Here is a 24,185-nt window from a genome sequence, read left to right on the forward strand (position 1 = left end):
TTATTTTAATATATATTGATTTGATTTAACATTCATAAACCTAATGAGTATTAAATAAAAAATCCAATAAATTGTATCAACTGGTCTTCCTGACGTGAAAAGCGTAATAAATACGTTCAAGTATATAAGGCCAAGAAAATTCTGAAATATACTTGATGATCTGATGCTAATAGTAACACTGTAAAGTATGTAAAGATTAAATAAGATAAAAAGAAACAAACCAAAAAGCCCAAAATTTACCCAAGCTTCCAATACAGGAATATCTAAATATCGATATTTAAATCCATTACCAAGGATAAAATTATACGGTTTATAAAAGAATTCTTTTTGTACAAATTCAATACTGTTTACACGCCCCATAGCACTAGGATCATTGTCTCCAGCTTTACCCATTGTAACACCCGTGTTAATCGCTCGATTAACAACGTATAGAATTTGATCGTAATACATGGTAATCTTATCTATGATTTGATATTTATCATTAAAGTAAATTAACAATGAAATAACCACTAAATAGTACCCTTTAACCACATTTTTGTGTGAATATTCTAAATGATCTATCTTATTCCTTTTAAGAAATAGAAAGAGAAATAGAATTACAACTAAGGAGATTAAGTTTCCTCTTGTTTGCGTTAATACGAGAACAACGAAACTAAAAACAAAATTAAAATGGGCTAGTAGAGTTACTAATTTGCTTTTACCTCCAACTAAATTCAGTTGTTTTTTAAGCATTAATAATAAGGATATTACCATCCCAATTACACCATTTCGACCATAAATTTGAGGATTACCTGAAAAATCACCCGAACTTTGTGAATTATATTGGACTGTAGCTCTAGCACCCAAAACATAATTAGGATTAGTACTTATTGAATAGATAAGGGCAACATTAACGAGTAATGTACAAATAAGTATATAGAAGGGAAGGTAATTTTGTATTTCATCGTCTGTTCTAAGGAGTAATAAAATTAAAACAAACAATATTCCAAAATTAATTACATCAGAAGAAAAAGCATTTTTCTCCAAATTAAATATCAAAAAGTAGATGAAAGCTAAACCTAAAAAAAAATAGCCCAGAAAGGCCAAAACAATATTTTGAGATTTGTAGAAGCTTAATGGCTTCGAATTCAACATTAAGAAGCAACCTAAAATATAGGATAATCCTGTAAATATGGTAGAATTGCCAAAGCCTAATAAATCACGAATGAAAAAAATGAGTGGTGGACCAATCCAAATGAGAGTTAATCCGATAGCTTGACGATTGAGTGTAAATTTATTTGCGGTCATCATAAAATACATGCATAAACTACACAAAATGTGATTCCGTTTGGATTCGAACCAAAGACCTACTGCTTAGAAGGCAGTTGCTCTATCCAGCTGAGCTACGGAACCCAAAATTAAAAAGTCAATTTAGCTAAATGTGCAAGCACTCTTAACTAAATTGACTGTGTCGGGGTGGCAGGATTCGAACCTACGACCTCTTGGTCCCAAACCAAGCGCGATACCGGGCTACGCTACACCCCGAAAAACACTGCGGAGAGAGAGGGATTCGAACCCTCGGAACCGTTCCCAGTTCGCATGTTTAGCAAACATGTCCTTTCGGCCTCTCAGGCATCTCTCCTAGCATTTAAGAGAGTACAAAAATAAGATTATTTATTTAAGATGCCAAATATCTGGCTAAAAAAAACAAATAATTATAAGTCAAAAGATGAAATTGTTTTACCTGGCAAATTCGTTTTACCCATCAAACTTAGATCTACTTGTCGGGCTGCCTCTCTACCTTCTGATATTGCCCAAACGACCAACGATTGTCCTCTTCTAGCATCACCAGCGGTAAAGACCTTGTCTACCAGGGTTTTATAATTTGGATTCGCAGCAATGTTTCCACGCTCATCCAAATTACCTCCTTGATTTTTCAATTCATCAATCAAATTAGCATGATCCGTATGCAAAAAACCAGCAGCAATTAAGGCCAAATCACATGGTATTTCTCGAATATTAATAATTTCTTGTTCAAGCTTACCGTTTACATTTTTCATCGAAATATCTCCAATAAGCAATGCCTTCAATTCACCTTTTTCATTTTTTACAAATTCTTGCAAGGAAATCGACCACAAACGCTCCGCTCCTTCTTCATGAGAAGTTGAAGTACGCAACATGTTAGGCCAATTAGGCCAAGGTGTATTTTCAGCACGGTCAACTGGTGGCTTCGGCATAACTTCAATCTGCGTGATTGACTTTGCTTTATGACGATTAGATGTACCCACGCAATCAGAACCTGTATCTCCCCCACCAATTACAACAACATGTTTACCAGTTGCTAAAATCTCTCCATGCGAATAACTTTCACCTTTATGATTTTTAACCACTTCTATACCTGAAACACGCTTATTTTGTTGTGATAAAAATTCCATAGCTGGAAATATACCTATGGCGTCATTTCCTTTTGCTTGTATCAATCGTGGTGTTGTTGATCCAGTCGTCAATACAATTGCATCAAATTCTTGTTGTAATTTAGATAACTTAATGTCCTGACCAATAGTTGTATTTGTTTTAAACTCAATTCCTTCTTGCACCATGACAGCCACTCGGCGATCAATGGTCGATTTATCTAATTTAAAATCAGGAATACCAAATCGTAATAAACCACCAATACGATCTGCACGCTCAAAAACAGTCACTAAGTGGCCAGCTTTGTTTAATTGGCTTGCCGCTGCTAAACCTGCAGGTCCTGATCCAACTACTGCTACTTTTTTACCTGTGCGCTTTGCTGGTGTTTGAGGAACAACCCAGCCTTCTGCATAAGCCTTTTCAATAATTGATTTTTCAATCATTTCAATCGCAACGGCTGGCTTATTAATTCCTAATACACATGCTGATTCACATGGCGCTGGACAAATACGACCAGTAAACTCAGGAAAGTTGTTTGTTGAAACTAATATTTCAAACGCATATTTCCAGTTTTGCTCATAAACAGCATCATTAAACTCAGGAATGATATTACCAAGTGGGCAACCATTATGACAAAATGGTGTACCACAATCCATGCACCGACTAGCCTGTGACTCTGTGTCTTGTGGACTTGCTAATAATTCAATTTCCTTATAATCCGTAACACGTTCTGATACAGGACGTTTTAATGCTGTTCTCCGATCAACTTCTAAAAATCCAGTTGGCTTCCCCATTATACTATTTTTTTAATTCGATTTGAATATCTTGATAAACACGATCCTTGTCATTTAATACATCAGTGATGCTTAAATGTCTTGATGATAATGCATTTCGGTAATCTACTGGTAACACTTTTTTGAATAAACTTACAGAAGCATCAAAATTATCCAGAATCGATTTACCTTTCATTGAATTTGTCAATTCAATATGCTTTTCTAGGTACATTCTTACGATCGAAATGTCTTCTGGGGTTAAATCCGTAATCTCAACCATTTCCCTATTGACCTTTCCTTCGAAATCATTCTTCTCATCTAAGACATATGCAACACCGCCCGACATACCTGCACCGAAATTACGTCCTGTTGCTCCTAGAATAAGTACAAGACCACCTGTCATATATTCGCAACCATGATCACCTATACCTTCTACGACAACTTTAGCTCCAGAATTACGAACACAGAAACGCTCGCCAGCCATACCTGCTAAATAAGCTTCACCTGAAGTTGCACCATAAAAACTAACATTACCCACGATACTATTTTCTGCAGCATTGAACTGCGCAACTTTAGCTGGATAAGCTATAATGGTCGAACCACACATTCCCTTTCCAATATAATCGTTTGCATCACCTTCAATTTCAAGTGTCAAACCTTTAACCGAAAATGCTCCGAAAGATTGACCAGCGGTTCCATTAAACTTCATGTGAATTGTTCCAGCAGGTAATGCTTTTTCACCATATTTCTTGGTGATTTCATTGGAAATAATTGTACCTACCGAACGATTTACGTTGATTATCGGAAGCTCACCATATACAGGTTTCTTTGTATCTATGGCTGATTGTGCAAGTTTAATGATTTGCCAATCTAATTGTTCTTCTAAACCATGATCTTGTTCCTCCGATTTCACAACAGCTACACCTTCTTCACGTACTGCAGGAGTTAAGATCGGTGATAAATCCACATGCTTAAACTTCCAGTGGTTTGATAAATCGGCCATTTCTAATAAATCAACACGGCCTACCATTTCTTCCAACGTACGGAAACCTAATTCTGCCATAATCTCACGCATATCTTGCGCTAAGAAATGGAATAGATTCACGACATCTTCTGGTTTACCTGTATACAAGGCACGTAATTCCGGATTTTGCGTAGCAACACCAACAGGGCAAGTATTTAAATGACACTTACGCATCATAATACAACCTGCAGTAACTAGCGCAGCAGTAGCTACACCGAATTCCTCTGCACCCAATAAGGCAGCGATCGCAATATCACGTCCTGTTTTAATTTGTCCATCGGTTTGAACCGTTACACGTCCACGTAATTTATTTCTAACCAAAGTTTGATGTGTCTCAGCTAAACCAAGTTCCCAAGGCAAACCTGCATGACGAATTGATGATAAAGGTGATGCTCCAGTACCTCCATCGTATCCAGCAATTAGAATATGATCCGCATGTGCTTTAGCAACACCGGCAGCAATCGTACCAACTCCTGCCTCAGATACTAATTTAACAGAAATACGCGCAGCACGGTTTGCATTCTTTAAATCAAATATCAACTGAGCCAAATCCTCAATCGAATAAATATCGTGATGTGGAGGTGGCGAAATTAAACCTACTCCAGGTGTAGAATGACGCGTCTTTCCAATCCAATCATCCACCTTATGACCCGGCAATTGACCACCTTCTCCTGGTTTTGCACCTTGAGCCATCTTAATTTGCAACTCTTTGGCATTTGTCAGGTAATTGGCAGTTACACCAAAACGACCCGAAGCCACTTGCTTAATAGCAGAATTCATAGAATCGCCATTTGCCATTGCTTCAAAACGGATAGGATCTTCTCCTCCCTCACCCGTATTGGATTTACCACCAATACGATTCATAGCAATCGCTAATGTTGTGTGAGCTTCGTAAGAAATTGATCCGAAAGACATCGCTCCTGTAGCGAAGCGCTTTAAGATATTTTCAATCGGCTCTACTTCATCAATTGAAATAGATTGTGCCGATTTAAATCTCAATAAGCCACGAAGGGTAATCGCTTTCTTCGTTTGATCGTCAATGATCTGAGCATATTTTTTATATACTGAATAATCATTCGACTTGGTCGCTTGTTGCAATAAGTGAATCGTAGCTGGATTAAATAAGTGCTCCTCTCCTCTTTGTTTCCATTGATAAATACCACCAACTTCTAATTTAGGATATTCTGATTTTAACAACTCATAACCTGCATGATGCTTAACTAAAGCCTCTTTGGCAATTGTATCTAAATCAATTCCGTTAATCCGACTAATTGAACCACTGAAGTATAAATCAACAACTTCTTTACCAATACCTAGAATTTCGAAAATTTGTGCACCTTGGTAAGATTGCAATGTTGAGATACCCATTTTAGAGAATATCTTCAATAACTCACCATTAACAGCCTTAATATAATTGTATTCTAATTTTTCATAAGAAAGCGATTGGTCTACCAAATTCGTCTCTTTCATGGCACGAATCGTTTCAAACGCCATGTATGGATTTACTGCAGATGCACCATATCCAATTAATGTTGCAAAATGGTGAGTTTCCCAAACATCGCCTGCTTCTACGATAATACCAACTTTCGCACGCTTTTTTGTACGAATTAAGTGGTTATGAACTGCTCCCAATGCTAATAAAGAAGGAATTGGGGCATGCGAAGAATCCACACCTCGATCGGTCAATAAGATAATTGAATATCCATCATCCACAGCATCTTCCGCATATTGACAAATACGTTCCAATGCTTTTTTCAATACACCAGCATCTTCCGAAGCACGGAAAGTCATGTGAATTGATTTCGTTTGGAAGTTTTCGTGGTCAATCCAACGAATCTTTTCAACTTCCTTATTACGAAGAACTGGTTGTTGAATTTCAATTTGCTTGCAATGATTTGGACTTTCCTCTAATAAATTGGATAAGCCTCCAATATCTGTCAACAAAGACATAACCATGCGCTCACGAATTGGATCGATTGGCGGGTTAGTTACTTGAGCAAATAATTGCTTGAAATAAGAAGATAAATGTTGGGCTTTATCAGAAAGCACTGCTAATGGAGTATCAATACCCATAGAGCCTAATGCTTCTTTGCCAGTTTCCGCCATTTGAGTTAAAACAATACGAATATCCTCCGTAGAGAAGCCAAATATTTGTTGGCGCGAAATTAATTCCGTTGCCTTAGGCTGACGGTATTCACTTCCAGCTTCAGGTAAATCTTCAACACGAATCTTATTTTCACGCAACCATTGCCCATAAGGCTGCTGTTGGCATATCTTTTCTTTTAATTCCTCATCTGGAATAATACGACCTTGCTCCATGTCTACAACGAACATCTTGCCTGGTTGTAAACGACCTTTGGAAACAATAGTAGCTGGATCTAAATCCAAAACACCTGCTTCCGATGCCATAATAACATGATCATCTTCTGTAACCCAATAACGAGATGGACGCAAACCATTACGATCAAGCGTTGCCCCAATCATTTTGCCATCAGTAAATGAAATACTAGCTGGACCATCCCAAGGTTCCATCATCGCTGCATGATATTCGTAGAAATCACGCTTATAATCTGCCATGCTATCATTACCATCCCAAGCTTCAGGAATAAGCATCATCATAACATGTGGAAGCGAACGGCCACTTAAGTACAATAATTCAATGGCATTATCTAAAATCGCTGAATCTGATTGCCCTAAACTACAAACTGGCAAAATCATATCGAGCTCTTCTTGTGTGAAGAACTTACTTGAAAACAATGCTGATTGCGCTTGCATCCAAGATGAATTACCTTTCACAGTATTAATTTCACCATTATGTGCAATAAAGCGGAATGGTTGAGCCAATTTCCATTCAGGGAAAGTATTCGTAGAGAAACGCGAGTGAACAATGGCTAATGCGGATGTAAAATTTTCCTCATGCAAATCCTTAAAATAACCAGGAACCTGCATTGTGGTCAACATCCCTTTATAAATGATCGTTCTACATGAAAGCGAAGTAAAGTAGAATTTGTTTTCTAAAGCAGGTATTGTTTCATTCAATAGGCGAGTAACATATTGTCTGAATACATATAATTTACGTTCAAAATCAATTTCAGATGCGCATGTCTCAGGGCGTTCAATAAACAATTGCTGAATAGATGGCTCCGCTTTTCCTGAATCTGCACCTTGAATATCTCCATTGTCAACAGGCACAATTCGGTAACCGATTAAACGTAGACCTAATTTTTTAGCTTTACGCTCAATAACCTCTTTACACTCTTTGATTAAACCTTCGTTGTTAGGAAAGAATATCATACCAACACCATATTGTCCAGGTGCTGGAAGTGAAAAACCTAACTTACGAGATTCCTCCAAAAGAAACTCATGTGGGATTTGAAGCAAAATTCCTGCTCCATCACCAGAATTGGGGTCACAGCCACATGCACCGCGGTGGTCCATACGAATTAACATCGTAATCGAATCTTGAACTATTCGATGGGATTTAATACCCTTCAAACTCGCTACAAAACCAATACCACATGCATCGTGTTCAAATTCTTTTATGTAAAGACCCTCGCCGGCAATGTTATTCATAATATTATATAATTATTCTAACAAAAAATAAAATAAATGTAAATGAGAATTATCTTAATCTAAGTGAATATTCAATAGAATAAGCACATATTTCAAATTTAACTAAAAATATATTTGGCTAAAATCTATTATGACAAAATAATCTATCGATTTGCCAAATATCACTATTGCGATATAGTTATTCTAAAAATAATCCTATTTTATTTTAATAATCTTCACCTAAATCACTACCATCAATCCCATATTCGTCCGTATTAGCATCCGATTCATCCTCAAAATCGTTTTCTAAATCATTCAAATAGATAGCATCCACTCCTTCTTGGATAGAATTCATGATAGTCAAATTGTCAATTTTCGCTTGATCTAATCGATCTACTACATCGTCCACTTTGCAAACTACGACAAACAAACCTAATTCATTAGTGCAAATTTTAGTTGCCTTTCTAATGGCTGATACCCCAAATCCATCTAAGTTTTGAACCTTAGCAATATTAAGGATCATATTGGTGTAATCCTTTTTAAACAATAAGCGAACAGCTAATTCTAATTCCTCATAATTTTCTTGCACTAAATCCGTTCCTAACCAGTCAATTAGTGCATAACTTTCATTCTGTTCTAGTTGGTAAATCTTTGTTGACATATTAAATAAAAGATGAAATTTGAGAATAAATATCTTGTACGTAATTAGGCGATAAAGTTTCCTTAACGAATTTATTGCCAGTAATTTCTTCGTAAAGCAAAATATAGCGTTCCGAAATTTGAGTAACAAATTCATCGCTAATTTCTGGCATCACTTGACCTTCTTTTCCCTGAAAATTATTAGCGATTAGCCATTCTCTAACGAATTCCTTTGATAATTGCTTTTGAGCCTCTCCTGCCTCAAATAAGGCTTTATAAGGTTCCTTGTAAAAATACCGAGAGGAATCAGGCGTATGAATTTCATCCATCAACATAATTTTTCCATCATAAAAACCGAATTCGTATTTTGTATCTACAAGTATTAAATTCTTATCATCCGCCATTTGTTGGCCACGCGCAAACAATGAATAGGTTTTTTCTTCAAGCTCAGCCATGACAGTTGCACTAACAATCCCTTGATTTAAAATTTCCTTAATGGAAATATCCTCATCGTGTCCCTCGCTAGCTTTGGTAGTTGGGGTAATAATTGGATTCGGCAATTTTTGATTTTCTTTTAAGCCATCCGGTAACGTCACGCCACATACTTCGCGTTTTCCTGATTTGTATTCTCGCCATAAATGCCCTACCAAATATCCACGAACAACCATTTCGATCGGAATAGGTTGGCACGCTAATCCAAACGCAGCATTAGGAGCTGGCGAGCTTAAAAGCCAATTGGGAACGATATCGGAAGTAGCCTTCAGAAAGTGTGCTGCAATTTGATTTAATACCTGGCCTTTATAAGGTATTTCGCGAGGTAAAACAACATCAAAAGCAGAAATTCGATTAGAAGTGATCATTAATAGATACTTTCCAAATGAATAAACATCCCTTACTTTTCCTTGATAAAATGATTGTTGGCCAGGAAATTCCAATGGTGTATTTGACATGATAAATTAATTAAAATAATGTTTTTTCTTTGCGCTTCATTAAATCAAGTAGGTTCATGGCCTCATTTAATCGCATATTTTTAAATGACGTCTGTTGCTTTATTTGCGGTTTCGTTTTATTCTTCAAAGGAGCATGAAAAGCTAAAATTTCAAACAATTTAATTAGTGAATCCGACACAACAGGTTGGTCTACAATAATTGATTTACAAAAAGCCATGGAGGCATTATAATTTTTGTTCTCATATAAGCTCAATGAATTTATTACAAAGTCATTCAACGTTCTTGGATTATCATAATTATCGGCACTTCTCACTCGAACTTTTAATGCTAAATTTCGACGCATTCTTGTTAAATCATTTTTCGTAAAGATACTTTTTTCTTCGAGCTTGGTGATTTGTTGGTATGCATTACGAAAGTCTCTATGAGACACCAAATCATTTATTTGTCGAATTTGTTGATTGTAGCTGAAATTGCTTTCAGCATAAAATGACTGAAAAATTAGAATGAGTATGTAAAATAAGGATGAAAACACAACTATATTTTAAGAATTCGATACTTGATTCCAATATCTAGGCTAAGCAAACACAATATCAAAATTAATAAATATTGAAGCAAAAATGGAGATACAAAGGTACTTTCATCATTTAAAAATTCGAAAATGCTGAAGTCTTCTTGGTTTTTATCACTTAAGCGCCATCGATTATTGCTAATCTCATAAAGTTCAATTCGCTTTGATTGTTGGAAACCGAGCATAGGTGGCCCCTGAACAGGAAGCAAAGACTGTTGAAAAGGTCGTTCTATATTAAGCAAATGAACGAATGTATTTTCAGAAGTAGGTGGAACATATTGGTAGTATTGCTTGTCCAAATCATTGTAAAGTCGTAATTCAAATTTAGTAAATAGATTCGTGGCCAACTTGGTACTTATGTTGGTCTGATCATCTTCCGTCAGTTTGAAATTCCGTATATTATTCGTTCTGATAACAAAAACGGCATGTAATTTTTGCGGATTATTGTTTGAATTAATTCGCAGGAAAGCCTTGGCAGAAATAATAAATAAGACAATAATTAGCGCTCTAATCAATATTTTAATAATCAGAATTGCAGAAATACCAAATTGTTTTTTGGAAATACGTTTATAACGAACATATTGAATAATGACACTAATTAAAAAAATAGCCAATAAAAGGTAGGGAGAATTGGTAAAAATCATTCGTATCGCCAAGTAACTATCAAAAGTAAATTACTATTTTTACATTTCTATTACATTTAGATGGATATATACAAAAGTTCTCGTTTGGATAATCTCAAATATGAGATTAGAGGTCCGGTTTATGAAAAAGCAATTGCGCTTCAAAACCAGGGTTATAAAATAACTTCTTTAAATATTGGAAACCCTGCTGCATTTGGATTTGAGACTCCGGATGAAATTGTGCATGATATCATTGTTAATATTCGCCAAGCGCAAGGTTATGTAGATTCTCGCGGTTTATTTGCGGCTAGAAAAGCCGTGATGCATTACTACCAAAACCAAGGTGTTAAGAATATCATGATTGAAGATATTTACATTGGAAATGGTGTCAGTGAACTAATTTCATTAGTGTTAACCGCCTTATTAAACACGGATGACGAAGTACTTATCCCCTCTCCCGACTATCCTTTGTGGACTACGGTTGTAGGCTTAGCTGGAGGAAAAGCAGTACACTATTTATGCGATGAGGAATCAGATTGGAATCCGTCAATAGAAGATATTGAATCAAAAATAACGAGCAAAACAAAAGCTTTAGTTATCATCAATCCAAATAATCCGACAGGCGCAGTTTACACGAAACAAACGATTGATAATATTGTCAAATTAGCAGAGAAGCACAAATTGCTCCTTTTTGCTGATGAAATCTATGATAAGATTTTATATGATGGAGTAAGTCACCATTCCGCGGCAGGTTTGAGTGAAGAGATTCTAATTTGCACAATGGGTGGTTTATCTAAAAACTACCGTGCAGCAGGATTTCGTGGCGGATGGATGATTCTTACTGGTGCTAAGCATAAAGCCAAAAGTTATATTGAAGGATTAAATTTTCTCTTCAGTACTCGCTTATGCGCCAATGTTATTACGCAAGTCGGCATTCAAACTGCTCTAGGCGGTTATCAATCCATAAATGACCTAGTTTTACCGTCTGGCAGATTGGCCCGACAAATGAATCTTGCAACGGACAAATTGAATGCCATCAAAGGTGTGAGTTGCGTTAAACCCAAAGGTGCACTATACCTTTTTCCTAAATTTGATCTTAGCCAGTTCGACTTTGAAGATGACAACCACTTTGTTATGTCATTATTGGAAGAACAAAAAATACTCGTTGTAGGAGGACAAGGATTTAACTATAAAGAAAAAGATCATTTTAGAATTGTGTTCTTACCACACGTAGAACAACTTACCGTAGCCTTAGATAAAATTGCTTTGCATTTTGATAATCATCGTTTATGATATTCCAACAATTTTCAAAGAGGCAAAAGTTATTTATATTCCTTTTTGGGATATTTCTCACAAATGCGATCATTGCTGAAATTATTGGTGTTAAAATAGTCAGTATAGAGAAAAGCTTAGGATTTGATCCTTTGCATCTACTTACATCTTGGGGAACATTCTGGGATCTAAATCAAACGGCAGGAGCATTAAATTGGCCAATTGTTTTTATCGTTTCTGATATAATCAACGATTATTTCGGCAAAAAAGGTGTACGATTTATTTCCTTTACAACGGCCGGTTTTATAGCCTATTCCTTTATAATTATTTACTTAGCAACTTTATTAGTACCCGCGGATTTTTGGTTAGATACTAACCGAGGCGCTACGAATTTTAATATCAATGAAGCATTTAGTCGAATATTTAGACAAGGCTTAGGAATCATTACCGGTTCCTTACTTGCATTTTTAGTTAGCCAAATTGCAGATGCATTAATATTTGAACGAATTAAAGCAAAAACTGGGTCTAAGATGATTTGGCTACGTGCAACTGGTTCTACTTTAATTTCCCAATTGATAGACAGTTTTTTAGTTATTGGTGTAGCTTTCTACTTATTCGGAAACTGGACAATAGGTCAATGGTTTAATGTATCCTTGAATAATTACCTATATAAGTTCTTTGTAGCCATTTTATTCACACCCGTATTATATATTGCACACCATTACATTGAGCAATATTTAAAGGAAGAAAACTAATTCCGTCTTAGATTGTCTAAAAATATCGCAGTAGAAATACCCACATTTAGCGATTCAGCTGAACCATATCGAGGTATTGTAACTTTTTGGTTAATGAATTCTATATTTTCTTGTCTTATTCCATTGGATTCATTTCCGAAAAGTAAGAAACAAGATTCAGGGAATTGAATTGCATGAATATCTTCCCCATTTAATAAAGCACCATATACGGGAACATTATTATTGGCTTTAAAGAGTTCTTCTAAGTTTATATATTCAAACTGTATCCGACTAAATGAACCCATAGACGCTGCAATTACTTTCGGATTGAAAAAATCGGTACAATCTTTCGACAGAGCAATTTGTTTAATCCCGTACCAATCGCATATACGTATGATAGTTCCCAAATTTCCTGGATCCCTAATTCCATCCAATACAACAGTGATGTCGTTTTTATATGTTAATTGGAAGTTAAACTGTTGCATCGATACAACAGCAAAACCAAATGAATTACTCACAAGAGTAGATAATTTATGGAGCAAAGATTCATCCTCTATATAAAGTTCCGTATGCTTAAATTCAGATAAGTACTGTGTCGCAAATTCATCTGATGTAACGACAAATTCAATTTGAATATTGGAATGAATTAATTCTAATACAGCCTTCTCTCCTTCCACTAAAAATAATTGATTATCTATCCTTCCTTTTTTAGAATGTAGGGAATTAATTAACTTTATTTGTCTATTCGTTAGCATCAAGAAATTGTGAAAAAGGTATCTGCTGTTTTTATTGTTCTTCTTTGGTTCATTTGCCTATCTTGTCAAACATTGACAACTTACAAATTACCTCCCAATACCATTAAAAACATTGTTGTAAAAGGAAATAGAGTTATCTCAAACGAAGAAATCAAGGCAAATATAGTTGGATTAAAAGAAAGTAATAAATCTTTCGCTTTTATTCGTTTAAATTCTTTCTTGGCTAATAAAAGATTCAAAAAAGATTCCTTAGGTATCAAGCAAGCGAGTATCCAGTTTTTCAAACGAAAACCAGCCTTATTAGATACCGTAGTTCTTAATTCAAATAAAGTCTCTTTAGAAGCATATTATAGAAAAAATGGATTTCTAAAAAACAATGTTGATCTAACAACATCTAATAATGGAATAGCCTATAATGTTACCTATTCCATACAAGAAGGGCCTCAAAGTTTATTTTCATTAAAGGATTCATTGTTAGTCGATAATCCACAATTAGGTCAAACGATAAGCAATTTCTTTTCGAAACAAAGTATCATCACAATAGACAAAGCACTTTCCATTGAAGCGATTAACCAACAGAAATTAGCATTAACTGCTTATTTAAAAAATCGTGGTTATTTCTATTTTACAACAGAAGCTGTCGGTATCTATTTAAATGATTTAAAGGATTCAACATTGCGAAGTGTCGGCTTGATTTATAAAATTCCGGCAAGTAATTATATCAATAATTCAGCTCGAAGTTACGATCGGATTTTCCGATTTGGATCTTTAAAAATTGACGAAACATCATTGAATCAAGTTGATGAGTCTCAAACTTGGGTTAAACGGTCCATTAATTCCACGCAATTGAAACGAATAATAAACTTTAAAGAAGGGGATATTTATTCATTAGAAAAGGTCAATCAGAGTTTATTGAATATCTATGCAACAGACCAATTTAAGACAGTAAATTTAACCTTTGATACCACTGCCAATAAAGTCTATCCCAAAATAGAATTAGTAAAAAACAATAAATACACTTTTTCCTCGGAATTAGGAGGAAGTATATTCCGTGGTATTCCTGGTCCATTTTTAACTAATTCATTTAAAGTAAGGCAAGTCTTTTCCTACTTAGATTATTTAGATTTTACAGGAAGAATTGGTTTTGAAGCGCAAACCGGATTCATAAATACTGAAACAACTCGTAAAAACTTAGAATTAAATCTGAGTACCACTTTGAATTTGCCTTCACTATTTATTCCAAAAAGATTTGATGCTTGGAAGCAATCACTAACTGCTTCGCAAACTCAAATTGGAATAGGCTATGACTATATTGATCGGCCGGAATATGTGCGAACCAATATTAAATTGTTCCAACGCTATAATTGGAAAAAATCAACGAATCAATATTTCCAATTATCCTTAGTCGATCTCAATTTATTAAATACCAATTATCCCCAAACACCTACCTCAGATGCTTTTCTATCTTATTTAGAAGAACTTAGACTAAAAGGGAATAATTTGTATCGAAGCTTTAATCCTAGCTTTGTATCAAGCATTAATTTCCAATACAATTATCGATCATTCTTGCCTTCAAACACTCTTATTAGTGGCAAATCATTACTAATTAACCTAGAATCAGGAGGTACAAGTTTAAACTTACTAGGAAGTAAAAAGCTTACTTTTATTGAGGATATCTTAAAAAGTAATCAGGAAATACAATTTTACCGGTATTTACGAATGAATGTGGATTACCGAAAATACATCTTAGTGGGTAAGCGTAACAAAAGCCAAATAGCATTTAAACTTAATGCTGGTTTAGCTTATGCGTATGGGGCAGAAAATGGATTTCAACTTCCTTATGAGAAAAACTTCTTTATCGGTGGACCCAGTAGCATTCGTGCATGGAAACCACGTAGATTAGGGCCTGGTGGCTATAATACGACCAATAATCTTATTGAACAACCAGGAAGTATGATATTAGAGTCTTCATTCGAATATCGTTTTCCAATTGTTCAGTTTTTAGGAAAAATCAACGGTGCTGTATTTATTGACGCAGGAAATATTTGGAATATCGATCATGGACAATCCAATATTGTGGGAAATTTCAGTACAGATACCTTTTTAAATGAAATTGCAGTGGGAACTGGATTTGGTGTTCGTTGGGACTTTGACTATTTCTTATTAAGACTAGACTTAGCTACAAAAGCGGTTAATCCCGCATATAAAGCCAATGAAAAATGGGTCCTCTCCAAAACAACGTGGAGTAGTGGAGAGAACCCAATTGAGTTCAACATCGGAATTGGTTATCCATTTTAACTAAGCTTTCTTACGAGCAATAGCTTTAATCGCTTTATCAACAATTGCTTGCGCATTCAAGCCGTATTTTTCCATTAAATCTGCCGGCTTTCCTGACTCTCCGAAGGAATCATTAACCCCTACAAACTCTTGTGGAGTTGGTAAGTTTAAAGCCAAATATTGTGCGATGGAATCTCCTAAACCACCATTGATTTGATGTTCTTCCGCCGAAACTACACAACCCGTTTTTGCTACGGAAGCATGAATCGCTTGTGTATCTAATGGTTTAATCGTGTGAATGTTAATTACTTCAGCGTGAATTCCTTTTTCTAATAAGATTTCAGCAGCGATAATAGCTTCCCATACTAAATGACCCGTCGCAAAAATACTTACGTCAGATCCTTCGATTAAATGTAACGCCTTTCCAATTTCAAACTTCTGATTTTCAGGTGTAAAAACTGGAACAACTGGACGTCCAAAACGCAAATAAACCGGACCATCATATTCCGCAGCTGCAATGGTAGCAGCTTTAGTTTGATTATAATCACATGGATTGATAACAACCATCCCTGGTAGCATCTTCATCAAACCAATATCTTCTAATATCTGATGCGTCGCTCCATCCTCTCCTAGCGTTAAACCAGCATGTGAACATGCGATTTTCACATTCTTTCCTGAATATGCAACCGATTGACGAATTTGATCATATACACGACCTGTACCAAAATTGGCAAATGTCGTTGCAAAGGGAACATATCCTCCAATAGATAAACCGGCGGCTAAACCAATCATGTTTGCCTCAGCAATACCAGTTTGGAAAAAACGCTCAGGAGAATTCTTAATAAATGCTTCTAATTTTAATGAACCAATTAGATCTGCACATAACGCAACAACTTTGGGGTTGTTAACACTCAAATATTCCATTCCAGCTCCAAAGCCTGAACGAGTATCTTTTTTTGTTTCGTAGGTAAATAATGCCATTTCTATGTATTAATAATCTCCCAATGTTTCTTCTAATTGACCTAATGCTAAAGTTAATTGCTCATCATTAGGTGCGACACCATGCCATTTGTGACTATGCATCATGAAATCCACTCCAGCTCCCATCTCCGTCTTCATAATAACCATGACAGGTTTATTATTAACAAAAAGACTTTTTGCTTGTTGAATAACTGCTGTAATGGCAGCCATATCGTTTCCATCAACACGAAGTACTTGCCAACCGAAAGCCTTATATTTAGCTTCTAGATCAAGGTTATTCATTACCTTTTCAGTAGGACCATCAATTTGTTGGCCATTCTCATCGATGAACGCAATTAAATTATTCACGTTATGGTGTGGTGCATACATTGCTGCCTCCCAAACTTGACCTTCATTTTGTTCACCATCACCCATTAGGCAATAAACAGTTGACGAGTCGCCATTCAATTTCTTTGCTTGCGCAACTCCGATAGCAACACTCAATCCTTGTCCTAAAGAACCAGAAGCAATACGAATACCTTCTAGGTGTTCATGTGGCGTAGGGTGACCTTGTAAACGCGTATTTAACTTACGGAAGGAAGCTAATTCAGCCACAGGAAAGTATCCCCGACGAGCTAACACGCTATACAATAACGGAGAGATATGTCCATTGGATAAAAAGAATACATCTTCATTCAATCCGTCCATGTGGAATTCAACCTGACCTGAAACATCCGATTTGAGATTCATTGAGTTAAAATATAACTCAACTAATAAATCTGTACAACCTAATGATCCACCCGGGTGACCCGACTGACATCCGTGAACTTGACGTAAAATATCCCGGCGAACCTGGGAAGCGACTTTTTGTAATTCTATTGTTTGCATAATAATTCGATCAGTGGATTTGCTCTGTATGATTTTTGGTATCCACCTTCGTGATAATATCTGTAATAATTCCTTTTTCGTCAAACACAAAAGTTGTTCGAGCTATACCCATATAGGATTTTCCATACATGGATTTTTCTACCCATACGCCAAATGCTTCTACAATTTCATGTGATTCATCGGCAATAAGTGGAAATTTCAATTGATACTTCGCAATAAACTTATCATGTGATTTAGCAGAGTCAGTACTAACTCCGGCTACTTGAAAACCCTTCCCAGTCAAATAATCTAAATTTTCATTCAAATTACAAGCTTGCGCAGTACAACCTGGCGTGTTGTCTTTTGGATAGAAATACAAAACTGTTTTTTTACCAATAAGATTGAACGCGTTACCAGTTGAATCTATAAAATTTTTAATGGGTGCTTCTTGACCGATCTTTAATTCCATATTATTTGATAGCTAAATCGAAAAGTTTTTCACCTTGTAAAAAGCCGCTTAACACATCCCCCATTGCTACAGGCCCCACACCAGCAGGTGTACCTGTAAAAATGTAATCACCTGTTTTAAGCGTAAAATATTGAGATATATCGGCTATTAATGCCTCTATATTCCAAATCATCAATTCAGAATTCCCTTTTTGTACTGATTCTCCGTTCTTTTGAAGTTCAAAATCAATTGGTGAAACAAAATCAGCTTCAGTAATCGGACGCATACTTGAAACAAATGCAGAACCATTAAAAGCTTTGGCTTTTTCCCAGGGCAATCCCTTCTCCTTTAAGCGACTTTGTACATCTCGAGCGGTAAAGTCGATACCCAAACCAATCGCATCAATGTATTTATGCGCAAATTTAGCTTCGATATTCTTACCTACTTTACCAATTCGATAGACAAGCTCTAACTCATAGTGAACATCTTTCGAAAACGAAGGATAGTAGAATGCTTGAGACGAATCGAGCAAGGCGGTATCCGGTTTGATAAAAATTACGGGATCCGTAGGCCTGTCATTAGACAGCTCTTTAATATGATCCACGTAATTTCTACCAACACAAATGATTTTCATCCGGAATTATTTTAATACTTCAGAAACTAATTTCGCAGCATCCTTTAACAACACAGCTGAAAATACTTTCAAACCAGAGTTATTGATAATGGCAGCTCCTTCTTCAGCGTTTGTTCCTTGTAAACGAACGATAATTGGGATTTTAATCTCGCCGATATTCTTGTAGGCCTCAACAACACCATTAGCAACACGATCACAACGAACGATACCACCAAAAATGTTAATTAAAATAGCTTTTACATTCGGATCTTGAAGAATGATACGGAATCCAGCTTCAACAGTTTTTGCATTTGCTCCACCCCCAACATCTAAAAAGTTAGCGGGATCTCCACCAGACAACTTAATAATATCCATCGTTGCCATCGCCAAACCTGCTCCGTTAACCATGCACCCAACGTTTCCGTCAAGTTTTACATAGTTAAGGTCATTTTGAGAAGCTTCAACTTCTAATGGATCTTCTTCTTCAATATCACGTAACACGGCTAAATCCTTGTGACGGTATAATGCATTATCATCTAAATTAACCTTTGCATCAACAGCTAAAATTTTATCATCAGATGTTTTCAACACAGGATTGATTTCAAACATTGAAGAATCTGTTTCCACATATGCACGGTAAAGTGATTGAATAAATTTAACCATCTCTTTGAACGCTTGACCGCTCAAACCTAGTAAAAACGCTACTTTACGTGCTTGGAAATCTTGTAATCCTACACGTGGATCAATCCATTCTTTGATAATTTTCTCTGGAGAATGTTCTGCAACTTCCTCAATGTCCATACCACCTTCCGTAGAAGCCATGATAACATTGCAAGCGCGACCGCGATCCAACAAAATAGAGATATAATATTCTTTAGGCTCTGAATCACCAGGATAATATACATCCTCACTGATCAACACCTTATTAACCTTCTTTCCTTCAGGACCCGTTTGGTGCGTAATTAACTGCATGCCAAGAATTTGGGATACCCGTTCTTTTACTTCATCTAAATTCTTTGCCAACTTCACTCCTCCTCCTTTTCCGCGACCACCAGCGTGAATTTGTGCTTTTACTACAAACCAACCAGTACCTGTTTGTGCTTTTAATGCTTCAGCTGCCGAAATCGAATCCTCGATTTTATCAATAACAATTCCTTCTTGAATTCTTACCCCGTAGCCTTTTAGAATTTCTTTTGCTTGGTATTCGTGAATATTCATTTAGTAAAAATTTTAATTTCGTGAAATTACTATTTATTTGCCAAACTTTTAAATACTTCGAGTATCTCTTTAAAATTCTCAGAAAAAGCCAATAAAATGTTAGAATTAAAAAATATTTCCAAATCCTACGGAGCACAATTGATTCTAAACAACATCAACCTACAAGTTCAAGACAATCAATTAGTATCTATCCTAGGCCCCTCCGGTTCAGGGAAAAGTACCTTACTTCAAATAATAGGTCTTCTTCTAAAACCTGATTCAGGTAGCATCGAATTAAATGGCAAACAATATAGTAGCCTTAAAGAGAAAGAATTAGCCCATTTTAGAAATAATCAATTGGGCTTCGTATTTCAATTTCATAACCTCATGGGGGAATTCACCTGTGCTGAAAATGTTAAAATGCCTTTGTTTATTCGAGAAACTAAATTGACCGATGAACAAGAATACTATTATGAAGAAATTGTCAAGCATTTAGGAATTAATCACTTGATGAATAAGCTTCCGAGTCAACTATCAGGCGGAGAACAACAACGGGTGGCAGTTGCGCGTGCCTTAATCAACAAGCCTGCTGTTTTATTAGCCGATGAACCTACGGGCAATCTAGATAATAAAAATGCTGAATCGCTTTATGAAATGTTTTTGCAATTAAAGCAGACATACGGCCAACAAATTATCATGGTGACACACAATGAGTCTTTGACAAAGCAATCCGATCAAGTAATCTATTTAAATTCCGGGGTCATTCAATAGTTTTCTCTGACATAATGTCATAAATTGCAGGTTCATTTAGTATATCGTCTATGCAAGCGTTAAAGGTTTTATCAACAGAGGAAAAAGAAGCATTGGATTCTCCCCGCATTTCATCTGATTTTATCCAATCAGATTTTTTGGGAAAAGTATACATAGAGAGTTATGGATGTCAAATGAATTTTGCTGATTCAGAAGTCGTAACATCTATTTTAATTGACAAAGGATACGGAACAACTTCCAATATATTGGAAGCGGATACAATTTTACTTAATACTTGTGCCATTCGGGACAATGCTGAAAATAAAATAAGACATCGATTACAAGCATTCAAAGCCATTAAGGCTAAAAAACCTGATGTAACAATTGGTATTTTAGGCTGCATGGCTGAGCGCTTGAAAACAAAATTAATCGAAGAAGAAAAATTGGTTGATTTAGTAGCAGGCCCCGACTCTTACCGAGATTTGCCTAATTTATTAGATCAAATTGAAAATGGCCAAAAAGCAATCAATGTCTTCCTTTCAAAAGAAGAAACCTATGGAGATATTGAACCAGTTCGCTTACATACAAACGGCGTAGGCGCTTTTGTCAGTATCATGCGTGGTTGCGATAATATGTGTTCATTTTGTGTTGTACCTTTTACGCGTGGCAGAGAACGCTCAAGGGATTTAACTTCGATCTTGCAGGAGTGCACAAATCTGTTCAATCAAGGATATCGTGAAATCAATTTATTAGGCCAAAATGTGGATTCCTATCATTGGAAGAATCCAGAAACAAATGAATTAGTGAATTTTGCTAAGCTACTTGAACATACAGCTCAAATCCATCCAGATTTAAGAATTCGCTTTTCTACTTCTCATCCTAAAGATATAACGGATGAAGTGCTTTACACGATGGCTAAATATGACAACATCTGTAAAAACATTCATTTACCAGCTCAAAGTGGAAATAATCGAATCTTAGAGATTATGAACCGGACTTATACGCGGGAATGGTATTTGGATAGAATTAAATCGATTAGAAATATATTAGGTGAAGATTGTGGTATTTCACACGACATTATTGCTGGATTTTGCTCAGAGACAGAAGAAGAACATCAAGATACGCTATCCTTATTAGAAGCGGTGCAGTATGATTTTGGCTATATGTTTACATATTCAGAACGACCTGGTACTCCTGCGGCGAAAAAATATGCCGACGATATTCCTGATGATATAAAATCAAGACGCTTAAGTGAAATCATCGATTTACAACGGAAGCATTCTGGTTACCGAAATGAACGATTAATTGGCCGAATTGAAAAGATACTTGTAGAGGGTAACTCAAAGAAATCGGATAAACATCACTTTGGAAAAACAGATTCGAATAAAGTTGTCGTATTTCCTAAAGGATCTGAGAAAATAGGTGAATATGTGCACGTCAAAATTCTTTCTTGCACCACAGGTACATTAATTGGAGAACTTGCTAATGTATAATAACATGGAAACAAGTCATTTGACAGCGCTAAAAGCAAGATTTGGAATCATTGGGAACGCACCTTCTCTATTGCACGCAATTTCTATAGCTGAACAGGTAGCGCCAACAGACATGACAGTCTTGATTACTGGCGAGAGTGGTTCAGGAAAGGAATCCTTTTCTAAAATCATCCATAGTTTATCCAAGCGAAAGCACGGCCAATTTATTGCTGTCAACTGTGGCGCAATTCCAGAGGGAACCATTGATTCTGAATTATTTGGTCACGAAAAAGGATCATTTACTGGAGCTATTGAAGCCCGGAAAGGATATTTTGAAGTAACTGATGGCGGAACCATCTTCTTGGATGAAATTGCTGAGATGCCATTAGGAACGCAAGCGCGTCTGTTGCGTGTATTAGAAAATGGAGAATTTTATCGTGTAGGTTCTTCTAAAGTACAAAAAACGAATACACGCGTAGTCGCGGCTACAAACCTTAATTTACAGGATGCGATTAGCAAAGGTCGGTTTAGAGAAGATTTGTATTATCGTTTATGTACGGTACCAATTTATGTACCACCTCTTCGTGAACGTGGACAAGATATTGAACTATTATTTCGAAAATTCACAACGGACTTTTCGGAGCTTCATCGCGTAAAACCAATTACCCTAACAAATGAGGCAAAATTATTGCTTCAAAAGCAGCATTTCCCAGGTAACATTCGTCAGTTAAAAAACCTCGCGGAACAGATTTCGGTGTTGGAAATGGGTGACCGTATTGTTGACGATGAAAAATTGCAAGAGTACTTGACATTCAATGAACCTAAGTTGAAATCCAGTGTGGTTAAAACGGATTTTTTCCAAAGTTCAGATGGGATGAATGAACGGGAAATCTTGTATAAAATTTTATTTGATTTAAAAAGAGACGTAACTGAATTAAAAAAGATATTACTCAAGGTCATCGAATCTGGCAATAGCGCAGGATATGATATATTACACGAAAATCCTAACCTATTTGCCGACTTAAGACCTACTGAAGATTTACACAAAGGTTTAGCATTACCCGTTCAACGTGCAGAAGAAACGCATGAACAAATGGAATATGTAAATGAGGAACCGATTGATTTAAATTATGAAGAGGTAATAAGTCCAAGTCAAGATGTCACACTTTCACTTGAGAAACAGGAAAAGGAAATCATCATTCGGGCGTTGAAGAAAAACAAAAATAAACGGAAACACGCGGCGAAAGACTTAGGTATTTCTGAACGTACTTTATATCGTAAAATCAAGCAATATGATTTGGAAGATTTGGCATAAGTTGGTCTTTGTTGTGGCCATTTTAGGCCTACAAGGTTGCTACAGCTTTAAGGGCGCAAGTTTATCGGCAGATTTGAAAACGATTCAAATCAACAATATTCGTATGGAAACAGCTGGTGGACCTACGAATTTGGGATTAACTGTTAATGAGAAATTAAAAGAGTATTTTCAACGAAACACGGTTTTGAAATTAACGAATCAAAATCCAGACTTATTAGTCGAAGGAACGATCGTAGGTTATGAACTTACTCCACAAGCACCTACAACGGATGATAAAGCCGGATTAAATCGATTGACTTTGCGCGTTAACTTTATTGTTACCAATCGCCTAGATGAAGAAAAAAACTTTGAACAAGAATTTTCTTTTTACCAAGATTTTCCGCAAAATCAGACATTAACTCAAGTAGAGAAATCATTAATCCCTAAATTAACGGACCAAATTATTCTTGATTTATTCAATAAAATAGCTGGAGATTGGTAATGAAAATCAATAAATCTCAACAATTATGGTATTTGCTAAATCGTTTTGACCGGGAAGAGTCAGAAGCGACTATTATCCTATTGAAAGACCAGGAGCAATATCCATTCTTTTATTTATTGAATTGGAATTTCGATCAAGGAAAACAGGTATTACGGAAAGCGGCTTTACAATCCCCCATTCGATCTCAATTCTATCAAACTCATATAGATGCGCCAACAATTTCAGCGCAGTCGTTAGATGAAAACAATAATCAAAATGATATCATTGATGAGTTTTTGCAAAAAATGCCAAGTTTAGCGAAGGCAAAAAGACAAGGTTCAGCAGAAGAAAATGAAGCAGATGTAGATTTGTCGGCCACAACCTGGTCACCGCCTATCTCGGAAACATTTGCTATTATTTTAGTAAAACAAGAGAAATATCAACAAGCAATTGATATATATGAACAATTAATCTTGGCAAAACCTGAAAAAAGGCTTTACTTTGCAACTCGAATTTCAGAATTAAAACAAAATATAAACGAATAA

At 35.9% G+C, this 24,185-nt stretch carries 21 protein-coding genes and 3 tRNA genes; 8 read left to right on the forward strand and 16 right to left on the reverse strand.

Annotated elements, in window-relative coordinates:
- The 10 genes from SKC38_RS06050 to SKC38_RS06095 all read right to left on the reverse strand — a co-directional run bounded on the left by SKC38_RS06050 (position 1) and on the right by SKC38_RS06095 (position 10,412).
- On the reverse strand, positions 1-1,290 hold the full coding sequence (locus tag SKC38_RS06050; RefSeq protein ID WP_377976019.1) for a hypothetical protein: 1,290 nt from the start codon (positions 1,288-1,290) through the stop codon (positions 1-3).
- 28 nt (positions 1,291-1,318) lie between these two features.
- Positions 1,319-1,392: transfer RNA gene (locus tag SKC38_RS06055), tRNA-Arg, on the reverse strand.
- 58 nt (positions 1,393-1,450) lie between these two features.
- A tRNA-Pro gene (locus tag SKC38_RS06060) sits at positions 1,451-1,524 on the reverse strand.
- Between the two features lie 10 nt (positions 1,525-1,534).
- A tRNA-Ser gene (locus SKC38_RS06065) sits at positions 1,535-1,621 on the reverse strand.
- A gap of 73 nt (positions 1,622-1,694) precedes the next feature.
- The gene (locus tag SKC38_RS06070; RefSeq protein ID WP_377976021.1) at positions 1,695-3,185 is read right to left on the reverse strand and encodes a glutamate synthase subunit beta; all 1,491 of its coding nucleotides are present in this window, start codon (positions 3,183-3,185) and stop codon (positions 1,695-1,697) included.
- Positions 3,186-3,189: 4 nt separating this feature from the next.
- Complete coding sequence (gene gltB, locus SKC38_RS06075) at positions 3,190-7,761, reverse strand: glutamate synthase large subunit (protein ID WP_377976023.1); 4,572 nt, start codon at positions 7,759-7,761, stop codon at positions 3,190-3,192.
- A 205-nt stretch (positions 7,762-7,966) separates the two neighbouring features.
- The gene (locus tag SKC38_RS06080; RefSeq protein ID WP_377976025.1) at positions 7,967-8,401 is read right to left on the reverse strand and encodes an STAS domain-containing protein; all 435 of its coding nucleotides are present in this window, start codon (positions 8,399-8,401) and stop codon (positions 7,967-7,969) included.
- A gap of 1 nt (position 8,402) precedes the next feature.
- Positions 8,403-9,329 (reverse strand): phosphoribosylaminoimidazolesuccinocarboxamide synthase, encoded by a 927-nt coding sequence (locus SKC38_RS06085; protein ID WP_377976027.1) that lies wholly within the window; start codon positions 9,327-9,329, stop codon positions 8,403-8,405.
- A gap of 10 nt (positions 9,330-9,339) precedes the next feature.
- A complete protein-coding gene (locus tag SKC38_RS06090) occupies positions 9,340-9,861 on the reverse strand; it encodes a hypothetical protein (protein WP_377976028.1) in 522 nt (173 codons plus the stop codon).
- Between the two features lie 2 nt (positions 9,862-9,863).
- A complete protein-coding gene (locus SKC38_RS06095; protein WP_377976030.1) occupies positions 9,864-10,412 on the reverse strand; it encodes a hypothetical protein in 549 nt (182 codons plus the stop codon).
- A gap of 189 nt (positions 10,413-10,601) precedes the next feature.
- Between SKC38_RS06095 and SKC38_RS06100 the strand changes: the two genes are divergently transcribed.
- Both SKC38_RS06100 and SKC38_RS06105 read left to right on the forward strand, forming a co-directional pair.
- The gene (locus SKC38_RS06100) at positions 10,602-11,813 is read left to right on the forward strand and encodes a pyridoxal phosphate-dependent aminotransferase (protein WP_377976032.1); all 1,212 of its coding nucleotides are present in this window, start codon (positions 10,602-10,604) and stop codon (positions 11,811-11,813) included.
- The gene (locus SKC38_RS06105) at positions 11,810-12,547 is read left to right on the forward strand and encodes a queuosine precursor transporter (RefSeq protein ID WP_377976034.1); all 738 of its coding nucleotides are present in this window, start codon (positions 11,810-11,812) and stop codon (positions 12,545-12,547) included. The genes SKC38_RS06100 and SKC38_RS06105 overlap by 4 nt, the downstream gene beginning before the upstream one ends.
- Here the strand turns inward: SKC38_RS06105 and SKC38_RS06110 are convergent.
- Positions 12,544-13,281, reverse strand: a complete 738-nt coding sequence (locus SKC38_RS06110; protein WP_377976035.1) for a TrmH family RNA methyltransferase — start codon at positions 13,279-13,281, stop codon at positions 12,544-12,546. The genes SKC38_RS06105 and SKC38_RS06110 overlap by 4 nt on opposite strands.
- A 9-nt stretch (positions 13,282-13,290) precedes the next feature.
- Between SKC38_RS06110 and tamL the strand changes: the two genes are divergently transcribed.
- Positions 13,291-15,579 (forward strand): translocation and assembly module lipoprotein TamL, encoded by a 2,289-nt coding sequence (gene tamL, locus SKC38_RS06115; RefSeq protein ID WP_377976037.1) that lies wholly within the window; start codon positions 13,291-13,293, stop codon positions 15,577-15,579.
- On the opposite strand, the gene SKC38_RS06120 is transcribed toward tamL, so the two are convergent.
- From SKC38_RS06120 to sucC, 5 genes are read right to left on the reverse strand one after another with little or no spacing between them, the layout of a single operon-like run.
- Positions 15,580-16,539 carry a transketolase family protein gene (locus SKC38_RS06120; protein WP_377976039.1) on the reverse strand — a complete coding sequence of 320 codons (960 nt, stop codon included), beginning with the start codon at positions 16,537-16,539 and terminating at the stop codon, positions 15,580-15,582.
- A 9-nt stretch (positions 16,540-16,548) separates the two neighbouring features.
- Complete coding sequence (locus SKC38_RS06125; protein ID WP_377976041.1) at positions 16,549-17,406, reverse strand: transketolase; 858 nt, start codon at positions 17,404-17,406, stop codon at positions 16,549-16,551.
- A 10-nt stretch (positions 17,407-17,416) separates the two neighbouring features.
- Positions 17,417-17,854, reverse strand: coding sequence for a peroxiredoxin (locus tag SKC38_RS06130; RefSeq protein ID WP_377976042.1), 438 nt, complete (start codon positions 17,852-17,854; stop codon positions 17,417-17,419).
- A gap of 1 nt (position 17,855) precedes the next feature.
- Positions 17,856-18,467: a fumarylacetoacetate hydrolase family protein gene (locus SKC38_RS06135; RefSeq protein ID WP_377976046.1), complete on the reverse strand. Its 612-nt coding sequence runs from the start codon at positions 18,465-18,467 to the stop codon at positions 17,856-17,858.
- 6 nt (positions 18,468-18,473) lie between these two features.
- The gene (gene sucC / locus SKC38_RS06140; protein WP_377976048.1) at positions 18,474-19,664 is read right to left on the reverse strand and encodes an ADP-forming succinate--CoA ligase subunit beta; all 1,191 of its coding nucleotides are present in this window, start codon (positions 19,662-19,664) and stop codon (positions 18,474-18,476) included.
- Positions 19,665-19,760: 96 nt separating this feature from the next.
- On the opposite strand from sucC, the gene SKC38_RS06145 reads away from it, so the two are divergent.
- Genes SKC38_RS06145 through SKC38_RS06165 form a run of 5 tightly spaced genes read left to right on the forward strand, consistent with a single transcriptional unit; the run spans position 19,761 to position 24,185 of the window.
- Positions 19,761-20,414, forward strand: coding sequence for an ABC transporter ATP-binding protein (locus SKC38_RS06145; RefSeq protein ID WP_377976050.1), 654 nt, complete (start codon positions 19,761-19,763; stop codon positions 20,412-20,414).
- 50 nt (positions 20,415-20,464) lie between these two features.
- On the forward strand, positions 20,465-21,886 hold the full coding sequence (miaB, locus tag SKC38_RS06150; protein ID WP_377976052.1) for a tRNA (N6-isopentenyl adenosine(37)-C2)-methylthiotransferase MiaB: 1,422 nt from the start codon (positions 20,465-20,467) through the stop codon (positions 21,884-21,886).
- A 4-nt stretch (positions 21,887-21,890) separates the two neighbouring features.
- Positions 21,891-23,180 (forward strand): sigma-54 interaction domain-containing protein, encoded by a 1,290-nt coding sequence (locus SKC38_RS06155; RefSeq protein WP_377976054.1) that lies wholly within the window; start codon positions 21,891-21,893, stop codon positions 23,178-23,180.
- Positions 23,158-23,661, forward strand: coding sequence for an LptE family protein (locus tag SKC38_RS06160; protein ID WP_377976056.1), 504 nt, complete (start codon positions 23,158-23,160; stop codon positions 23,659-23,661). The genes SKC38_RS06155 and SKC38_RS06160 overlap by 23 nt, the downstream gene beginning before the upstream one ends.
- A complete protein-coding gene (locus tag SKC38_RS06165) occupies positions 23,661-24,185 on the forward strand; it encodes a hypothetical protein (protein WP_377976057.1) in 525 nt (174 codons plus the stop codon). The genes SKC38_RS06160 and SKC38_RS06165 overlap by 1 nt, the downstream gene beginning before the upstream one ends.

It is taken from the genome of Aquirufa echingensis (assembly GCF_042714525.1).
In the GTDB taxonomy this organism is placed as follows: Bacteria; Bacteroidota; Bacteroidia; order Cytophagales; family Spirosomataceae; genus Aquirufa; species Aquirufa echingensis.